The 17,956-nt window shown below is 44.6% G+C and carries 18 protein-coding genes and 1 pseudogene; 12 read left to right on the top strand and 7 right to left on the bottom strand.

The annotated features are described in order from the left end of the window. Window positions 1-3: 3 nt before the first annotated feature. From L1D11_RS08035 to argS, 3 genes are all read right to left on the bottom strand, one after another. Window positions 4-531 (bottom strand): YqhA family protein, encoded by a 528-nt coding sequence (locus tag L1D11_RS08035; protein ID WP_004737930.1) that lies wholly within the window; start codon window positions 529-531, stop codon window positions 4-6. Between the two features lie 137 nt (window positions 532-668). Further along, window positions 669-1,097: an HIT domain-containing protein gene (locus tag L1D11_RS08030; protein WP_239832670.1), complete on the bottom strand. Its 429-nt coding sequence runs from the start codon at window positions 1,095-1,097 to the stop codon at window positions 669-671. Between the two features lie 261 nt (window positions 1,098-1,358). Further along, window positions 1,359-3,092 carry an arginine--tRNA ligase gene (gene argS / locus L1D11_RS08025; RefSeq protein WP_239832669.1) on the bottom strand — a complete coding sequence of 578 codons (1,734 nt, stop codon included), beginning with the start codon at window positions 3,090-3,092 and terminating at the stop codon, window positions 1,359-1,361. A 349-nt stretch (window positions 3,093-3,441) separates the two neighbouring features. Between argS and L1D11_RS08020 the strand changes: the two genes are divergently transcribed. Continuing rightward, on the top strand, window positions 3,442-4,038 hold the full coding sequence (locus tag L1D11_RS08020; RefSeq protein ID WP_239832668.1) for a VOC family protein: 597 nt from the start codon (window positions 3,442-3,444) through the stop codon (window positions 4,036-4,038). Window positions 4,039-4,319: 281 nt separating this feature from the next. On the opposite strand, the gene purU is transcribed toward L1D11_RS08020, so the two are convergent. Continuing rightward, window positions 4,320-5,153: a formyltetrahydrofolate deformylase gene (purU, locus tag L1D11_RS08015; protein ID WP_239832667.1), complete on the bottom strand. Its 834-nt coding sequence runs from the start codon at window positions 5,151-5,153 to the stop codon at window positions 4,320-4,322. A gap of 282 nt (window positions 5,154-5,435) precedes the next feature. Here purU and L1D11_RS08010 point away from each other — a divergent pair, with 282 nt between their 5' ends. The 8 genes from L1D11_RS08010 to rnd all read left to right on the top strand — a co-directional run bounded on the left by L1D11_RS08010 (window position 5,436) and on the right by rnd (window position 13,427). After that, on the top strand, window positions 5,436-5,636 hold the full coding sequence (locus L1D11_RS08010; protein WP_239832666.1) for a hypothetical protein: 201 nt from the start codon (window positions 5,436-5,438) through the stop codon (window positions 5,634-5,636). A gap of 161 nt (window positions 5,637-5,797) precedes the next feature. Continuing rightward, on the top strand, window positions 5,798-7,726 hold the full coding sequence (locus L1D11_RS08005; protein WP_239832664.1) for an ATP-dependent DNA helicase: 1,929 nt from the start codon (window positions 5,798-5,800) through the stop codon (window positions 7,724-7,726). A gap of 59 nt (window positions 7,727-7,785) precedes the next feature. Beyond that, complete coding sequence (tsaB, locus tag L1D11_RS08000; protein WP_239832663.1) at window positions 7,786-8,487, top strand: tRNA (adenosine(37)-N6)-threonylcarbamoyltransferase complex dimerization subunit type 1 TsaB; 702 nt, start codon at window positions 7,786-7,788, stop codon at window positions 8,485-8,487. Between the two features lie 73 nt (window positions 8,488-8,560). Then, a complete protein-coding gene (locus tag L1D11_RS07995) occupies window positions 8,561-8,866 on the top strand; it encodes a chromosome partitioning protein ParA (RefSeq protein ID WP_239832662.1) in 306 nt (101 codons plus the stop codon). A gap of 35 nt (window positions 8,867-8,901) precedes the next feature. Further along, complete coding sequence (locus tag L1D11_RS07990) at window positions 8,902-9,462, top strand: Slp family lipoprotein (protein WP_239832661.1); 561 nt, start codon at window positions 8,902-8,904, stop codon at window positions 9,460-9,462. Between the two features lie 63 nt (window positions 9,463-9,525). Continuing rightward, window positions 9,526-10,377 carry an alpha/beta hydrolase gene (locus L1D11_RS07985; protein WP_239832660.1) on the top strand — a complete coding sequence of 284 codons (852 nt, stop codon included), beginning with the start codon at window positions 9,526-9,528 and terminating at the stop codon, window positions 10,375-10,377. Between the two features lie 105 nt (window positions 10,378-10,482). Then, the gene (gene fadD / locus L1D11_RS07980) at window positions 10,483-12,177 is read left to right on the top strand and encodes a long-chain-fatty-acid--CoA ligase FadD (RefSeq protein ID WP_102422976.1); all 1,695 of its coding nucleotides are present in this window, start codon (window positions 10,483-10,485) and stop codon (window positions 12,175-12,177) included. 131 nt (window positions 12,178-12,308) lie between these two features. Beyond that, a complete protein-coding gene (rnd, locus tag L1D11_RS07975; RefSeq protein WP_061033719.1) occupies window positions 12,309-13,427 on the top strand; it encodes a ribonuclease D in 1,119 nt (372 codons plus the stop codon). Window positions 13,428-13,513: 86 nt separating this feature from the next. On the opposite strand, the gene minE is transcribed toward rnd, so the two are convergent. Genes minE through minC form a run of 3 tightly spaced genes read right to left on the bottom strand, consistent with a single transcriptional unit; the run spans window position 13,514 to window position 15,280 of the window. Next, complete coding sequence (minE, locus tag L1D11_RS07970; protein ID WP_004737949.1) at window positions 13,514-13,777, bottom strand: cell division topological specificity factor MinE; 264 nt, start codon at window positions 13,775-13,777, stop codon at window positions 13,514-13,516. A gap of 6 nt (window positions 13,778-13,783) precedes the next feature. Then, window positions 13,784-14,596 (bottom strand): septum site-determining protein MinD, encoded by an 813-nt coding sequence (minD, locus tag L1D11_RS07965; RefSeq protein WP_239832659.1) that lies wholly within the window; start codon window positions 14,594-14,596, stop codon window positions 13,784-13,786. A gap of 21 nt (window positions 14,597-14,617) precedes the next feature. Then, complete coding sequence (gene minC, locus L1D11_RS07960) at window positions 14,618-15,280, bottom strand: septum site-determining protein MinC (protein WP_239832657.1); 663 nt, start codon at window positions 15,278-15,280, stop codon at window positions 14,618-14,620. Window positions 15,281-15,500: 220 nt separating this feature from the next. Between minC and L1D11_RS07955 the strand changes: the two genes are divergently transcribed. From L1D11_RS07955 to L1D11_RS07945, 3 genes and pseudogenes are all read left to right on the top strand, one after another. Beyond that, complete coding sequence (locus L1D11_RS07955; protein ID WP_004737952.1) at window positions 15,501-15,791, top strand: YcgL domain-containing protein; 291 nt, start codon at window positions 15,501-15,503, stop codon at window positions 15,789-15,791. 30 nt (window positions 15,792-15,821) lie between these two features. After that, complete coding sequence (locus L1D11_RS07950; protein WP_239832655.1) at window positions 15,822-16,820, top strand: lytic murein transglycosylase; 999 nt, start codon at window positions 15,822-15,824, stop codon at window positions 16,818-16,820. A 152-nt stretch (window positions 16,821-16,972) separates the two neighbouring features. Continuing rightward, window positions 16,973-17,893 (top strand): annotated as a pseudogene (locus tag L1D11_RS07945) (LysR family transcriptional regulator). The last annotated feature ends 63 nt before the right edge of the window (window positions 17,894-17,956 follow it).

The following is a 17,956-nucleotide window of genomic DNA, read 5'->3' as shown; positions in this document are numbered from 1 at the left end:
GGCTTAAGACTCTTTGGTTTCACCTAACCCAAGAACTTTAAGGCCAATACTCAGTAACAGTATGGATACTGGAAGAACCAGTATATCCCATCCAATGCTGTCAAAATTGACGAGCACAAGCTCCAAAAACTTCACGAAGAGAATGATGATAATCACTTCAGCTAAAATGTTTTTCAGGTGACCAATATTGGGTGTTTTTATCCAACTAAGTACTTTGCTTTTATTGATTTGTTGGTCGCTTTTCGCGGCATTACTTTTATCAGAGATGAATAAAGTGAACACACCGTGAGAAAAAATAAAGAGCACAAAAGCAATCAAGAATGTATCGAGAGACTTAATCAAGTACGAGATCGCGATATCTGTTGTGTCTAAATGCGCGAGCGATTCCGGTGGTACCTGATTGAGCATGAAGATCGCAAAAGCAGAGTAAGTCTTGGTTGCTCCCATAAAGAATAAGAGTAGGGAAGCAAGCATAGAACAGATGATGGCGATCCAGCTGATATGACGAAATAAGTTGAAGGTTTGTTTCATGATGCTCTCTCTATGTTGTGTGCAAGAGAGTATACGTGGGAGTTTGTGTTGTGATAATGGGGTGTTTTTGTGAATTATTATTACACATTGGTAATAATGGTGATACCAAGAGGTTAGGTATCACCTATGTCAGAAGGCTAAGCTTTCTTAAAGATAGAGCTTAGTGACAGCACATTTTGAATACGAGTTAGGATAGCTGCTTGCTCTTCTTCACTGCGCTGTTCACCTGTGGTGTTGCCCCACACTGGGCCAGGCCACGCCACATCACCTTTGAAACGTGCGATATGGTGGATGTGTAGTTGTGGCACCATGTTACCTAGTGCGCCTAGGTTGAGCTTATCCGGTTGGAACGTAGCTTCTAGTGCTTGGCTTACTGCTTGAGATTCATGCAAGAACTGCTGTTGCTCTTTCATTGGCAAGTGATGCAGCTCTTTTAGGTTGGCACGTTTTGGGACCAGAATAACCCAAGGTACAGCGTTGTCTTTGTGTAGTAGTGTAAGGCTAAGTGGGAACTCGCCAATAACGGTGGTGTCTTTTGCCAATTGAGGATGAAGTTCGAAGCTCATGATCTTTCCAATTAATTGTTTTAGTTGAGTATAAGGTTGGAATGGGAATGTGGCTAGCGCTTACGATCTCAATAAGTAGATTCCCTATTACGTTCGTACCTCACTGTAGAGAATGACGGAGGAGGAGAAGGGTAGCGAATAGCGTCGATAGCTAAGTAAATATAACCTCCAAATAAAACAAAAGGTTGACGCTTTAACGTCAACCTTTCTAATTGTCTCGAATCTCGAATCTCGAATCTCGAATCTCGAATCTCGAATCGCTTACATACGCTCTAGAGTATCGATACCTAGAAGCGATAGACCTTGCTTAATTGTCTTCGCTGTTAGGGCTGCAAGCTTCAGACGGCTCTGTTTAACAGCTTCGTCTTCTGCTACTAGGATAGGGCATGCTTCGTAGAAGCTAGAGAACTGACCTGCTAGTTCGAATAGGTAGCTACACATGATGTGTGGTTGACCTTCACGAGCAACAGATTGAACCGCTTCTTCAAACTGTAGAAGTTTCGCGATAAGTGCTTTCTCTTTCTCTTCAGTGATTTTGATTTCACCTTCAAGAGAGTCCATAGAAACGCCAGCTTTAGCAAATACAGAAGCAACACGAGTGTATGCGTATTGCATGTAAGGTGCTGTGTTACCTTCGAACGCAAGCATGTTGTCCCAATCGAACACGTAGTCAGTCGTACGGTGCTTAGAAAGGTCTGCGTACTTAACTGCTGCCATTGCAACTGTGTTAGCGATCGCCTTCTTCTCATCTTCTGCTAGTTCTGGGTTCTTAGATTCGATCAGTTGTGCTGCACGAACTTCAGCTTCATCAAGAAGGTCAGCTAGACGAACCGTACCGCCTGCACGAGTCTTGAATGGCTTACCGTCTTTACCTAGCATCATACCGAACGCGTGGTGCTCAAGAGAAACAGATTCTGGGATGTAACCTGCTTTACGAACGATAGTCCAAGCTTGCATTAGGTGTTGGTGCTGACGAGAGTCGATGAAGTAAAGAACGCGGTCCGCGCCTAGCTCTTCAAAACGGTATTTTGCACAAGCGATATCAGTTGTTGTGTAAAGGAAACCGCCATCGCGCTTCTGGATGATAACGCCCATTGGGTCGCCATCTTTGTTTTTGTATTCGTCTAGGAACACAACTTGTGCGCCGTCGTCTTCTTTAGCAAGACCTTGCTCTTTAAGATCAGCAACGATGCCTGGAAGCATGTGGTTGTACATGCTTTCGCCCATTACGTCATCACGAGTTAGTGATACGTTTAGACGATCGTAGTTGCGTTGGTTTTGAATCATTGTTACGTCAACAAGCTTCTTCCACATCTCTGCACAGAACTCGTCGCCGCTTTGTAGTTTCACTACGTAGCCACGTGCTTTAACTGCGAACTCTTCGTCTTCGTCGTAAAGCTTTTTAGACTCACGGTAGAAGCCTTCAAGGTCAGCAAGTTCCATTGAAACTTCACCTGACTCAGCCTGAACGCGCTCAAGGTTTGCGATAAGCATACCGAATTGAGTACCCCAGTCACCGATGTGGTTAGCACGGATAACTTTGTGGCCTAGGAATTCCAGTGTACGAACAACGGCATCACCGATGATTGTTGAACGTAGGTGACCAACGTGCATTTCTTTTGCAACATTTGGCGCTGAGTAGTCAGCAACAATGGTTTGTGCTTCAGCTGCTGCAACACCAAGGCGAGAATCAGCAAGCGCTGCGTCTGCTTGTTTTGCAAGGAAAGCTTCATCTAGGAAGATGTTAAGGAAACCTGGACCTGCGATTTCAACTTTAGAAGCGATACCGTCTAGGTTTAGAACGTCCAATACTTTCTGAGCAAATTCTCGCGGGTTAGTGCCTAGTCGCTTAGCAACGCCCATTACGCCGTTTGCTTGGTAGTCACCAAATTGTGGTTTTGCAGATTGGCGAACAGCAGCAGGAGAGCCTGCAGGTGCGCCAGCGGCTTCTAGAGCCTGAGATACTTTGTCATTAATAAGTGCTTGGATATTCACACGCGTTTCCTTCAATTCAAGGATGATAAGAGTGGCCGTTATTTCGAGGTCATCAAATTTGGTTAATTATGCGTCTAGTTAACGATTTAATGCCGAAATGAACAACAGACACTGTTTAAGTTCACAAAAATGGCAGTAATCATACCAATTTTGTGCGGTTTCTTATAGGTCGAATTGATAGAAAATTAGCATTTCCTGAGGGGTTTTTGACAATCAATTTTCGCTAGGCAGCGTTTGTGTATTTAGGAATGTGAGCCAACGTGCTTATCGGCTGTCTTTTTGTATACGCAGCGCTTGTTGAACAAGGTAAAACTGATACCATGCAGCCAATATTTGGAGAACACAGACAATGACGATGAGCCTCAAGCAAGCCGAATTAGAACCACAACAAATGATTGCCCGCCTTGATACGTTTATGGCGAAGATTGAGAACCTAGGTAACGTACTGGGTTTAGATTTGAGTTTTGCTCAGGCGGATCATATCGCACTAAGAATCAATGAAACGGAATTAGCGAAAGCTGCACATCAAGCATGGTCTGAATACGGCTCTACTATTTCACAAGCGATGATCAATGGTCGTCCAATTGTTGTGATCGCTTTTGATGAACCTCTGCAAAGTCGCGGCTGGAGCATTGAGTGCTTGGAGTTGCCATACCCTGCAGAAGGTAAGATTTACCCGAGCCAAGATTGGGAACACGTTGAGTTCGTGATTCCGTCTCACGCTCAAACGGCTGATGAGTACCTAGCGGATCTGAGAGGTACTTACCCGCAATTCGCTGCTAACTTTGAAACGCTGGTTGAGCAAGGCGTTAAGATCAAACTCTCTAGTCCGAAAGGCGAGGGGGAACGCTTGAATAACCCAACAGTGGCTTTTAAACATCAAGGGATTTGCATTAAGCTGCACCCACATTCGTTGAAGAAGATTGTTGAGTCAGAGCAGGCATAACCTAAGGTTGTTCAAAGAAGAGATTCCTGATCTCGCCTAGGCTCGTCGGAATGACGGGTCTGGGCTGGGCCTTACAATCATTCGGTTTGAGTGGATGTTTCCGAGCCATAGTTTTCGCTAACTAGAGAACACCGTCATTCCCGATAGCGACGAAGGAGCGTAATCGGGAATCTCTAAAAGCTAGTCTAATAACTAGATACAAAAAACGCGCAATGGGTTAACCCTATTGCGCGTTTTTATTGGGTTCTAACTGGAAGTCTTACCGGAAATCGATATCCGACTTAAAGAATCACAGTCTTGTTTCCGTAAACAAACACGTGATCATTGATCACCTTGTTTAGCGCCTTACTCAATACGTTCTTCTCTACGTCACGACCAGCTTGCGCCATGTCTTTCGCGCTGAAGTTGTGATCCACTGGGATAACATCTTGTTTGATGATTGGACCTTCATCCAAATCATTAGTCACAAAGTGCGCCGTTGCACCAATGATTTTTACGCCGCGCTCATACGCTTGTTGGTATGGTTTCGCGCCGATGAACGCTGGCAAGAAGCTGTGGTGAATGTTGATGATCTTGTGGTTGTACTTTTCAACAAACCCTGGAGTAAGCACTCGCATGTACTTAGCCAAAACAAGGTAATCTGCCTCGTATTGGTCAATCACTTCCAACATCTTCTGCTCATGCTCTTCACGGTTTAGCCCTTCGTGAGAAACATGGTGGTAAGGGATATCAAAACGCTCGGTTAGGCTTTGTAGAATGTCGTAGTTACCGACAACTGCCGCGATTTCAACGTCTAAACTGCCATCAAAATTCTTCATTAGAATGTCGCCGAGGCAATGCGCTTCTTTGGTTACAAGAATCACAACACGCTTGCGAGAAGAGCTCATTAGCTTGCGTTTTGCATTCTCTGGCAACGCTTGGTCTAAATCGGCTAGTAAGGTTTCGTCATTGAAGTAACCCTCTAGCTCGGTGCGCATAAAGAAGTGACCGCTGGTGTTATCTACAAACTCATTGTTGTGAATAATATTGAGTTGGTGTTTGTAACAAATGTTGGTGATTTTTGAGATGAGGCCTGGGGCATCAGTACAATGTGTTAGTAATGTTTTTCTTTCCATTTGCATCTTACTTCCATGAAATATTTTTTATTCTTCAAATTAAATACAGGCCGTCGAACGGTGAACTGAGCCGCAATATCACCGTTATAATTAATCTATTATCAATTTGGTTTCAACAAATTCTGCTGCTCATTTATCGCTTTGATAAATTGTTTGATATCGAAATATCAGTATTCAGATAGAAAAACAGGCAGAAGCTTCATTTTTAAAGTTTTGACCGTAGTACGCATTTGAACTTCAACCGAGGCATTTTCGCCTTGGCCAAAAATAGAGGTGATACTTATGGATAAAGAGTTACTAGCAAAAAAACTGTACTGCAAACGCGTGAATTCATTGGCTGGCAGCGCAGAGCTAGATGGAAATGTTCTCGATGAAATGTGGGAAAGCAAAACCTTGCCAAGCGATGCAGTAAAAGCCATACAGCCAAATGATAATGAATTTGAAGGCGCTCCTTGGCTATCTCGTTATCTCAATCGAAAATAAGCAATTAACCTTTAAGCTAAAACAGCAATCTCGATTTTCATCTCCGTTCTGTTGGTAATTTGAAATAACCCAGACACCTCCTGTGCGAAGTCATTCTTGATTCGCGCCGGCTCACTAAACCTGCCATAATTCGCCTTCACTTTTTTTAAACTTCGTACTCTATGATATCTAAAACGTTTTCTGCTGATGGCGCACTGGGTAAAGCAATCCCGGGCTTTCAACCAAGACAAGCTCAGTTAGACATGGCTGAAGCAGTTTCAAAGGCCATTCAGCAACAGAGCCAATTGGTAGTTGAAGCAGGGACGGGTACCGGTAAGACATTTGCTTATCTTGTGCCGGCACTGCTTAGTGGTAAGAAAACCATCATTAGTACGGGGTCTAAAAACCTTCAAGAGCAACTGTTCCACCGTGATCTGCCTTTAATGACTGATGCCCTTGGTTTTCATGGTCAAGTTGCGCTGCTTAAGGGGCGTTCAAACTATTTGTGTTTGGATAGGTTGAGCCGCCAAATGATCGAAAGTCATGGTACTCATACGGATCCAACGCTACTCGCTCAGTTAGTCAAAGTTCGTAGCTGGTCGTCATCCACGCAAACCGGTGATTTAGGTGATTGTGATGATATTGCGGAAGATAGTCCTGTAATCCCAACGATTACCTCGACCAACGACAATTGCTTGGGCAAAGAGTGTCCAAGTTATACCGATTGCTTTGTATTGAAAGCGCGTAAAAAAGCGATGGATTGCGATGTCGTCGTAGTGAACCATCACCTTTTCCTAGCCGATCTCGCGATTAAAGAGACCGGATTCGGTGAGCTCATCCCAGAGGCCGATGTGTTTATCTTCGATGAAGCGCATCAACTTCCCGACATTGCGAGCCAATATTTTGGTCAGTCTGTATCGAGTCGACAAATTCACGAGCTCGCCAAAGACATTGAAATTGGCTATCGCACCGAAGCGAAAGACATGCGCCAATTGCAAAAGGTTGGTGACAGGCTCGTTCAGTCCTCATCCGATTTAAGAATTGTGCTGGGTGATACCGGTTTTCGTGGTAACTGGCGTGAGGCGCTAAAATCAGAGTCGATCGCTAGAGAGTTAGTTCGCTTGCAAGACGCATTGCAACTCGCTGTAGATGTCTTGAAATTAGCACTCGGACGAAGCCAATTATTGGATACCGCTTTCGAGCGTGCAAACATGATTAAGTCACGCATTGAGCGTGTATGTGATGTATCGATTACTGGTTACTCCTATTGGTATGACACCACTCCGCGCCATTTTGCTTTGCACATTACGCCGCTTTCAGTTGCCGACAAATTTCACGAGCAGATTGAGCTGAAGCCGGGCGCTTGGGTGTTTACCTCAGCAACCTTGGCGGTATCGGACGATTTCGACCACTTCACTTCGCGACTAGGCTTAAAGCCCTCGGCTCAGTTCTCACTGCCGAGCCCATTCGATTATCCGAATCAAGCGCGTTTGTGTGTGCCTCGTTATCTTCCAGAACCGAATAGCCCGGGCTTAGCCGATAAGTTGGTTCGTATGCTGACGCCTGTGATTGAGCAAAACCAAGGTCGTTGTTTCTTCTTGTGCACTTCACACAGCATGATGAAAGAGTTAGGGGAGCGATTCCGTGAAACCTTGACCGTGCCGGTGCTGTTGCAAGGTGAGACAAGTAAGCAAAAAACCTTGGCTGAGTTTATGGAGTTGGGCAATGCCTTGCTGGTGGCGACAGGCGCTTTCTGGGAAGGGATAGATGTTAGGGGCGATGCATTAAGCTGTGTTATCATCGATAAATTGCCCTTTACAGCCCCTGATGACCCTTTACTTAAGGCTCGCATTGAGGACTGTAAGTTAAAAGGGGGCGACCCTTTTGCACAGGTACAATTGCCAGATGCCGTGATTACCTTGAAACAAGGTGTGGGCCGATTGATACGTGATAAGCGTGATAATGGTGCTTTGATTATTTGCGATAACCGATTGGTGACTCGCGATTACGGTGGCATCTTTTTGGCGAGTTTACCGCCTATCCCTCGTACACGTGACTTAGGGGTCATTAAAGAATTCTTAGCTAAAGACCATTCAACCGCTGCCGAATAACTGGCATTGTTGAGCTTAGCCATTATTTATAGATTAGATAACGAATATTTGAGACACAAATGAGCGCGAAAATTCTTGCAGTAGATACCGCAACTGAAAACTGTTCAGTTGCATTAGTAATTGGTGACCAGGTGTTCGCTCGCAGCGAAGAGGCACCTCGAGACCATACGAAAAAAATTCTACCTATGGTTGATGAAGTACTGAAAGAAGCGAATGTCGCTTTAACCGATATTGATGCTATCGCGTTTGGTCAAGGTCCAGGCAGTTTCACGGGTGTACGTATTGGTATTGGTATTGCTCAAGGCTTGGCTTTTGGTGCGGATTTACCAATGATCGGTGTCTCCACACTGGCTGCAATGGCGCAAGGCAGCTACCGTAAATTTGGTGAAACTCATGTTGCGACAGCGATTGATGCACGTATGAGTGAAGTGTACTGGGCTCGCTACAGCCGTGAACAAGACGGTCGTTGGACTGCGGTTGATGCTGAATGTGTAACACCGCCAAGTGAATTGGCTGCGCAGCTTGAAGCAGACTCTGAAACATGGGCAAAAGTGGGTACCGGTTGGGAAGCTTACGCAGAGCATATGGACACACTAGCGATCAACACCAAAGCGTGTGACGTGCTATTTCCAGAAGCTCAAGATATGGCGTTCCTGGCTCAATTTGCTTATGCAGAAGGCAAAGCCGTGCCAGCTGAAGAGTCTGAACCAGTGTATCTGCGTGACAAAGTGACATGGAAGAAGCTACCAGGTCGCGAGTAATTTTTTACAAGGTTCTGATGCAAATTAGATCTAAATGCGTATTATTTAGATTTGAGAGGGCAGATATTTAGTCATGGTATCAATTAATAACTTACCTCCTTCTTCGATAGGCCATACGTCTAAGCCGAATCGAGTTAAAAAGAAGGAGCAGGCAAAAAAATCTGATGCTAGCACTGCGGTTGGGCAACCAACCAAAGTGGCCAATGCTGTCTCTCATTCTATTCGTCAAGTTAAAGAGTCTGAGCTACACAAGGCTCAAATCCAGTATGATCTTCCAGAAGGCCGAGGACGTAAGGCTATGGAAGAATACATGGATGTAATGAACCAGGCGAAAAAAGAAGAACTTGCAAAGCTTATCGGTGTCGATATTTACATCTGAAGCGATTTATTAATGCCTGTTTAAGGACCAGAACCATGTCTAATTACTTATCTAAAATACGCTTAATTGCCCTTTCTCTTGGTATCTTGGTGCTAGCAGGATGTTCATCACTACCTAGCGAACTCGAAGCAAAATCAGAGCCTGTTATCAGCGACTACCAACAATGGGTTGACCAATTACCAGACGCCAAGAGTGTTCGGTTAGGTGGCGTGATTTCTAAAGTGACCAACTTAAAAGACAGAACTCGAATTGAAGTTGCGAACATGCCAATTTCAAGCAATGGTAAGCCAGATCTCGATGCAGAGCCGAGTGGGCGCTTTGTTGGTTATATTGAAGGATACGTTGAGCCGTTAAGCTTTGCTGAGGGTCGTTTGATTACGCTAGTTGGTCAATCAGACGGTAGTGAAGATGGCAAAATCGGTGAGTACCCTTACACCTTCCCGGTGATGAAGGTAGATAACCAACGTCTGTGGAACATTACGGAGCGTGTCGTTGTTAACGATTTCGCACCAACCTACTATTCGTGCAGAAGCCTACATTGCCGCAGTTTTCAAACAATGCCAAGACAAGGCAGAGTTATACAGGATGTCGAGTAATTAACGCTAGTTATTAGATGTTGATTGCTACACCAAGCAAGGATTAGAGGTTACTAAAGCTTGATGATTGATAAATCATATTCCCTTGCGAGCGGGACGCTTGCCACACAACAGATAGGTAACCCAGAAACGACCGTCACGACGGTCGTTTTTATTCATGGGTGGTTAGATAACTCTGCGAGTTTTTCTTCTGTGATTGCCAACCTACAAACCAGTCTCCCCGATTGTCACCTGATTGCGATTGATCTCTTTGGCCACGGCTTTTCTTCACACAAGTCGGGAAGTTACTACCCATTTCATGACTATATAGATGATTTACATCAGCTTGTGACTAAATTATCGTCAAACAGACTGGTACTAGTAGGACATTCACTTGGTGCATTGATAGCAAGTTGCTATAGTGCCGCCTTTCCTGAAAAGGTGTCAGGATTAATTCAAATTGAAGGTCACGGACCTCTTTCTGAAGCTCCCCAAGAAACGGTCTCTCGTCTAAGAGATGGGGTACTCAGTCGTCTTCGACAGCGGAGAAAGCCTTCACGTCCTTTAGTAAGCCTAGAGGATGCTATTAAGCTGAGAGCACACGCCAATCAAATCAATGCAGAACTCATTGCTCCTCTTGTAGAGCGAGGGATTGCCGAGTTAGACGACTCCTGGCAATGGCGATGCGACCCTAATCTAAAATGTGACTCATTATACCGAATGTCACAGGCGCACGCTGAAGCGATTATGGCGGCTATTGAATGCCCTCAACTCATAATATTAGGCAATGATGGATTTAGACATTTGCAGCATAATCGCTACAAATCAGCCCATAGTCCTCTAAAAATCGAGACTGTTCCCGGCGGACATCACTGTCATTTAGAGAGCCCAGAGCTAGTTTCAGAGCTAATTCTTGGTTTAGTTAACAAAATTTAAACAAGTGTTTGAGCCTTTTAGTGCTCATGCACTAAAGCTGTGCTGTAATACCGTAATGATAAAAGCGGCGAAGCAGTCGTCAGCTGATAAACGAGGAGTAACATAGTGGATAAACCTTGGCTTTCACGTTATCCAAGTGACGTACCAGAAACGATCAACCCAGATCAATACCCATCTCTTATCGAAATGTTCGAGCAGTCTGTACAGAAATACGCAGACCAACCTGCTTTTGAGAACATGGGCTCAGTCATGACATTCCGTAAGCTTGAAGAGCGCAGTCGTGCTTTTGCTGCTTACCTGCAGAATGATTTGAAGCTCAAGAAGGGCGATCGCGTTGCACTGATGATGCCAAACTTGCTGCAATACCCAATTGCACTCTTTGGTGTATTGCGCGCTGGTATGATTGCAGTGAACGTCAACCCACTGTACACACCTCGTGAGCTAGAGCATCAACTGAACGATTCTGGTGCAAAGGCGATCGTTATTGTTTCAAACTTTGCTAGCACGCTAGAAAAAGTGGTCGATAACACTCCTGTGAAGCACGTAGTACTGACTAGTCTTGGTCAAATGTTACCTCGTGCGAAAGGTACTATTGTCGATTTCGTCGTGAAATACGTGAAAGGTATGGTTCCTAAGTATGATCTACCGGGTGCTATCTCGTTCAGAAAAGCGCTGCATAAAGGTCGTCGCCTTCAGTATGTAAAACCATTTATGACTGGGGATGATATTGCATTCCTTCAGTACACTGGTGGTACGACGGGTGTTGCGAAGGGTGCAATCTTAACGCATCGCAATATGATCGCGAACGTACTTCAAGCGAAAGGGGCGTATGGTCCGGTTCTGCATGAAGGCCGAGAATTAGTGGTAACAGCATTGCCGCTGTATCACGTATTTGCACTGACAGTAAACTGCTTGCTGTTCGTAGAAATGGGTGGTCGTAACCTTCTTATCACTAACCCTCGTGATATTCCTGGTTTCATCAAAGAGCTGCAAAAGGTTCCGTTTACCGCAATTACCGGTGTAAACACACTGTTTAATGCGTTAGTAAATAACGAAGATTTCCATGAATTAGACTTCAGTAACTTACGCCTGTCAGTTGGTGGTGGTATGGCGGTTCAACGCGCTGTTGCTGAACAATGGAAGAAAGTGACAGGTATCCACCTGTTAGAAGGCTATGGTTTAACCGAGTGTTCACCGCTGGTAACGGGTAACCCATATGACCTAAAAGATTACACGGGTGCTATCGGTTTACCGGTACCTTCAACCGATGTTCGTATCATTGATGATGAAGGTAACGTGGTTGCTAATGATCAAGTGGGTGAGCTGCAAGTTCGTGGTCCTCAAGTGATGCAAGGTTACTGGCAACGTCCAGAAGCGACCAAAGAAGTGATTGACCAAGACGGTTGGTTGTCGACGGGTGACATCGTTAAGTTTGATGACGAAGGCTTGCTGCACATTGTTGACCGTAAGAAAGACATGATTCTTGTGTCTGGCTTTAACGTTTACCCGAACGAGATTGAAGATGTCGTTGCACTACACGGCCAAGTGCTAGAAGTAGCAGCGATTGGTCAACCTCACGAAGTGTCTGGTGAGCTGGTTAAGATCTACGTGGTTAAACGTGATCCTAGCCTAACTAAAGAAGATATTATCGCGCACTGTCGTGAACACCTAACGGGTTACAAAGTACCTAAACTGGTTGAGTTTAGAGAAGATCTTCCAAAGACCAACGTAGGTAAGATCTTACGTCGCGTACTGCGTGAAGAGAACGATGCTGAGCTTGCTAAACGCGCAAGTGAGTAACAAGCACAGTTCTGCCTAAAACCATTGAAACGCTTAATCTAAGCGGGCGTGGTAAAATGGTGTTAGAATGCCGACAGTTAATGTCGGCATTTTTGTATCCGGCGATCAAATAGAAACCAGTGAGAGTTTTTGTGGATTATCAAATCATTACCCAATTGAAAGACCTTGAGCGAGTTTGCCAACAAGCACGTGAAGCCGATGTCGTTATGCTTGATACGGAGTTTGTTCGTACAAGAACCTATTACCCTCAATTAGGCTTGATTCAGTTATTTGACGGCGAAACGCTGTCTCTGATTGACCCTATTGCTCTTGATGAAATGACACCGTTCGTTGGGCTATTGAAAGACGCTTCAGTACTGAAAGTGCTACACGCATGCGGTGAAGATTTAGAAGTATTCCAGAACGCATTTGATTGTACGCCAACCCCAATGGTCGATACCCAAATCATGGCGGCGTTCTTAGGGCATGGCTTATCAACGGGCTTTGCTGCTTTGGTTTCAGAGTTTGTTGGTGTGGATTTAGATAAGAGTGAATCTCGCACTGATTGGCTGGCGCGCCCGCTTTCTCAAAAACAACTCGACTACGCGGCAGCAGACGTTCACTACTTAATGCCTATGTACAATAAGCTTCTTGAGAAAGTGATGGAAGCCGGCTGGTGGGAAGCGGCGCAACAAGAGTCTGACCTGCAGGTGGCTAAGCGTATCCGTAAAGTTAACCCAGATACAGCTTACCTTGATATCAAAGGCGCATGGCAACTTAAGCCACAGCAACTTGCTATCTTAAGACCACTTGCAACGTGGCGTTTGAAAGAAGCGATTAAGCGCGATCTCGCATTGAACTTTATCTTTAAAGAACAAGATCTTTGGGCTGTCGCGCGTTTTGCGATTAAGAATCCGAAGCGTATGGAAGAAGAAGGTTTTGATTTCCGATCTGTACGTCGTCATGGCGCGAAGATCAGCTCAATCGTTAAGCTAGCAGAGCATACGCCAGAAGAAGAGTACCCAGCCCCAGTTGAACGTCTGATGGACTACCCGGGCTATAAGCAAGTCTTTAAAGTGTTGAAAGATGAAGTGAAAACCGCTTCGCAACACAGTGGCCTAGCGACTGAATTTTTGGCATCGAAGAAGCAACTAAACCAAATGTTGAGTTGGGTATGGAAGCACGATCGTAATCCAGAAAAACTGCCGGATGTGATGCAAGGTTGGCGTTTAGATCTGGTTGGCGAGAGGCTGAATAAAGCAATCAAATAGCCAGACTGTTTAAGAACAAAACGCAGACACAAAAAAGAGAGCCTAGGCTCTCTTTTTTATTCAATCTGCTGACGAGATAGTGATGATTACTTATCGTCTTCAGGTAGTTTAACGTTCAGCTCTAATACTGAGATATCGTCATCTTTGTGTTCGAACGTAAGGTCAACCATTGATGGATCCACTTCTACGTACTTAGCAATACACTTCAAGATGTCTTCTTTTAGTTGCGGCAGGTAAGACGGCGCTGGGTCGTCATGGCTACGGCGTTCAGCAACAATGATCTGCAAACGCTCTTTGGCTAGGTTTGCAGTGGTCTTCTTCTGTGGTCTGAAAAACTCTAGTAATGACATTGCGTATTAGCCCCCGAACAGTCGTTTGAAGATGCCTTTCTTCTGTTCCGTTAAGAAGCGGAAGTCAACTTGGCTACCTAGTAGTCGTTCTACAGTATCATTGTAAGCCATACCTGCGTCGGTTGCTTCGTCAAAGATCACTGGAACACCTTTGTTCGATGCGTTCAGTACCGCTTGGCTCTCAGGGATTACGCCCAGTAGAGAAATGTGTAGGATCTCTTCAACATCTTCCACACTCAGCATCTCGCCTTGATTTACGCGAGCTGGGTTGTAGCGAGTCAGTAGAAGGTGAGTTTTCACTGGCTCTAGTCCGTCCTCTGAACGACGAGATTTAGAGTCAAGAATACCTAGAATACGGTCTGAGTCGCGTACAGAAGAGACTTCAGGGTTGGTCGTTACAATTGCTTCATCAGCAAAGTACAACGCCATCAGAGCGCCTTGCTCGATACCCGCTGGAGAATCACAGATGATGAAATCAAAGCCCATCTCATCCAGTTCATCAAATACGCGACGAACACCATCTTTAGTTAGTGCGTCTTTATCACGAGTTTGAGAAGCAGGGAGAATGAATAGGTTGTCTGTGCGCTTATCTTTGATCATCGCTTGGTTAAGCGTTGCTTCACCATTGATAACGTTAACGAAATCGTAAACAACACGACGCTCACAACCCATGATTAAATCAAGGTTACGCAGACCGATATCAAAGTCGATAACTGCAGTTTTCTTTCCTTTTAGAGCCAGACCAGAGGCAATAGCTGCACTAGAGGTCGTTTTGCCTACCCCGCCTTTACCTGACGTTACAACGATAATGCGTGCCATTATTTTTTCCTTTTATTTCTCTTATATTGCGAGGACGTCAACGTGTAATACATCGTTTGCCATACTGAACATGGTTTTCTTCTGCCAGTACTCGCTTTCAATTTGATCGCTGAGCCAGTAATTTCCTGCAATAGAAACCAGCTCGGCTTGTAAATCATTACAAATTATTTTTGCTTCAGTTTGACCACTTGCACCGGCAATCGCACGGCCGCGTAATGTGCCATGAATATGGATACTGCCATCGGCAATCACTTCTGCACCTGCACTTACGTGACTTAGAATTAACAGGTCGCCATCTTTTGCGTATACCTGCTGCCCAGAACGAATCGGGGTTCTAATTACTTTAATCGGTGCCATTTTTGCAGGCGCTTGCGATGGGGATTTACTTGCCGTCATGACCGCAAAGCCAGCTTCTCTAGCAAGGTTTTGCATGCGTTTGTTAGAACAGCCAGCTACGCCAACCGGAATCATACCCGCTTGAGATATGCCATCTTTTAGCTTTACGAAGTCGATATCGCCAGCCACTTTACTGATGTTGATAACCACAGGTGCGGCAGCAAAAAAAGTGGGCGCTTGGTCTACCTTCTCTTGAAGAAAAGAGACTGCATTTTCGACTTGATCATCGGATAAGTGCAAAACAGATAGCGTAAAGCTGCTACCTTTTAGATCTGGATTACTAGACATCGAAAAACTACAGGACCTCAATAGCGAATTGGTACAATTTCTTTATTAATAAAATAAAGGGCATTGCCTGAAACTAGGTTTATCATGTTATATTCCCAGACCAAGCACAGCAAGTAATCTTGTTGTCAAATGAACGTTTTGTTCCCAATATTTCCCTTACATAAACTATTGATCTCGCAAGTGAGAGTTTTGTAGTCATAATCAATTAAAAAGGTTTGTCATGCTGTGTTCTATATATAAAAGCTCAAAGAAAGAAGGAACATACCTTTATATCCCTAAGAAGGATGATTTTTCACAAGTTCCTGACGCATTGATGCAAATGTTTGGTAAACCTAGCTTTGTAATGGTAATTAAAATGGACGGTCGCAAACTGGCTCAAGTTAACATCGATAAAGTGAGAGAATCACTGAACACCGATGGTTTCTTTTTGCAGGTTCCGCCGCCACCAGTAAACGAACTTGAGCTGTACAAAGAGCGCAAAGCTCAGCAAAACAATCAAGACGAAGAGTGATAACTATCTCAATTCAGGGAGGAGTGATCGTTGAGTAAATTTTCGAAAAGCACATTGGCGGTGTCGGCATTACTTTTAGGTAATAGCTTGACCATTGGCTCAGTACAGGCTCAAGAGCTGAGTTTCGAGCAATATGTAGAAAAACTAAAGCAACAAGGCCGTGAAGAAGGCATTTCTGAAGCGATCATTGATGAAGCCTTTGATGGTGTAACGTTTAAGCCAAGAGCGGTCAAAGCGGATAAAAACCAACCTGAAAAGAAACTGACTCTGGATGAATACATTCCACGAGCAGTACCAGATTGGAAAGTGAAGCAAGCAAGATCACTGTATAAGAAGCATTACAAAGCCTTAAAGCGCATTGGTGATGAATATGGTGTTCAGCCGCGATTTATTGTCGCTTTATGGGGCGTTGAGAGTAACTTCGGTAAATTCACGGGTAACTACAGCGTTATCGATGCTTTAACGACGATGGCTTACGAAGGGCGCAGAGAAGCGTTTTTCCGCAGTGAAGCGATGGCGGCGTTGACTATTCTTGACCAAGGACATATAACCCCGAAAGAGATGAAAGGCTCCTGGGCTGGTGCAATGGGCCAACCTCAGTTTATGCCTAGCTCATTCTTAGCGTATGCCGCAGATGGTAATGGCGATGGTAAAAAAGATATCTGGGGTACTGAAGAAGATGTGTTTGCCTCGGCGGCGAATTATCTGAGCCAATCTGGTTGGGATGACCAGTACACTTGGGGCCGTCAGGTTCGCGTACCGTCAACGGTTTCTACAGATTTACAAGGTCGCTCTGAAGAAAAAGCGAAATACCTAAAAGAGTGGTCTGAGCTAGGTATTAAGCGTTATGACGACCGCCCACTGCCAAACCTTGATGAAGACATCAAAGCTTGGTTAATTATGCCAGATGACAAAGCGGGCCGTTCTTACCTCGTTTACAATAACTACAATGTGTTAATGAAGTGGAATCGTTCTTACTACTTTGCTTTGGCTGTCAGTCATCTAGCAGACAGAATCAAGTTTGATTAGTAGACCTAATTGTATTAATCGGTATGGCTTGCTTTGATAGCATTTGGCCTACCATAGGAAAAATGAACTAAAGGGCTCTTCGGAGTCCTTTTTGATTTTATATTTCAGAGATTTAAGAAGGTGTCCTTGTGCTAACAGATAGAGCTGCACAGATGGTGATATTCCATGCATTAATTAAGCATGATGGCTTTACCAGTGCTGCGAAAAGCTTGAACGTTTCGGTGTCTCATATCAGTAAACAAGTTGCTTTGCTTGAAGACTCTATTGGTATCAAGTTGGTACAACGAACCACACGTAGCCTCACGCTAACGGAAGCGGGGGAAGTGTTCTATCAGCACTGTGAGCAACTGTTTAATACGGTAAAAGCGTCTCAAATGGATATGGACAGCCAGCGTGATGACATCTCTGGAATACTGCGTGTTGGGCTGTCGCAGTCATTTGGCACCTTACATATTATTTCTGCGATTGATGAGCTCAGACAGCTTTATCCTCAGTTGAGAATCGAAGTTCACCTGTTCGATTACAAAGTGGATATGATTGAAGAGCGCCTCGATCTTTGGATCACCAATAACGAAGACTTGCCTGAAGGGTATATTGCGCAGCGATTGGCAGATAGTTAGTTTGTGGTAGCCGCATCACCCGATTACCTGATTAAAGCCGGAACACCACACGTACCGTCTGATTTAATTGATCACAATTGCCTCATCTATCGCAGCCGAGAGCGAGATTACACATCGTGGGCGTTTGATAACGGACAAGAAAACCTCAGTGTAAAAGTAGCCGGGGATTACTCGGTGGATTTAGCTGAGGCAGTAAGAGACGCAGCGGTATCAGGATGGGGTGTGGCTTACTTAGCCACTTACCTAGTGAAAGAAGAGTTTAGAACGGGTAAGTTGATTCAAGTATTGCCGGGATGGAGAGCGAGTCAACTGATGCCGTTCTATGCTGTTTATCCGAGTAGAAAGAATATGCCGAAGAAGCTTTCTGCGGTGATCGAGTTCATCAAAGATCATATCGGATCGCCAACTTACTGGGATGAAAACCTAAAAACTTGTGTTGAGCTGCATCGTTAACTGTTTCCAAATCTATAAATATAATTTCTATATGGAAAAAGTACGCGTTTTAATCAAAGTTAA

Origin of the sequence: Vibrio sp. Isolate32 (assembly GCF_022397955.1) — a bacterium.
Lineage (GTDB): Bacteria > Pseudomonadota > Gammaproteobacteria > Enterobacterales > Vibrionaceae > Vibrio.
The sequence above is the reverse complement of the archived record's forward strand: the minus strand, read 5'-3'. Positions and strand labels throughout refer to the sequence as shown.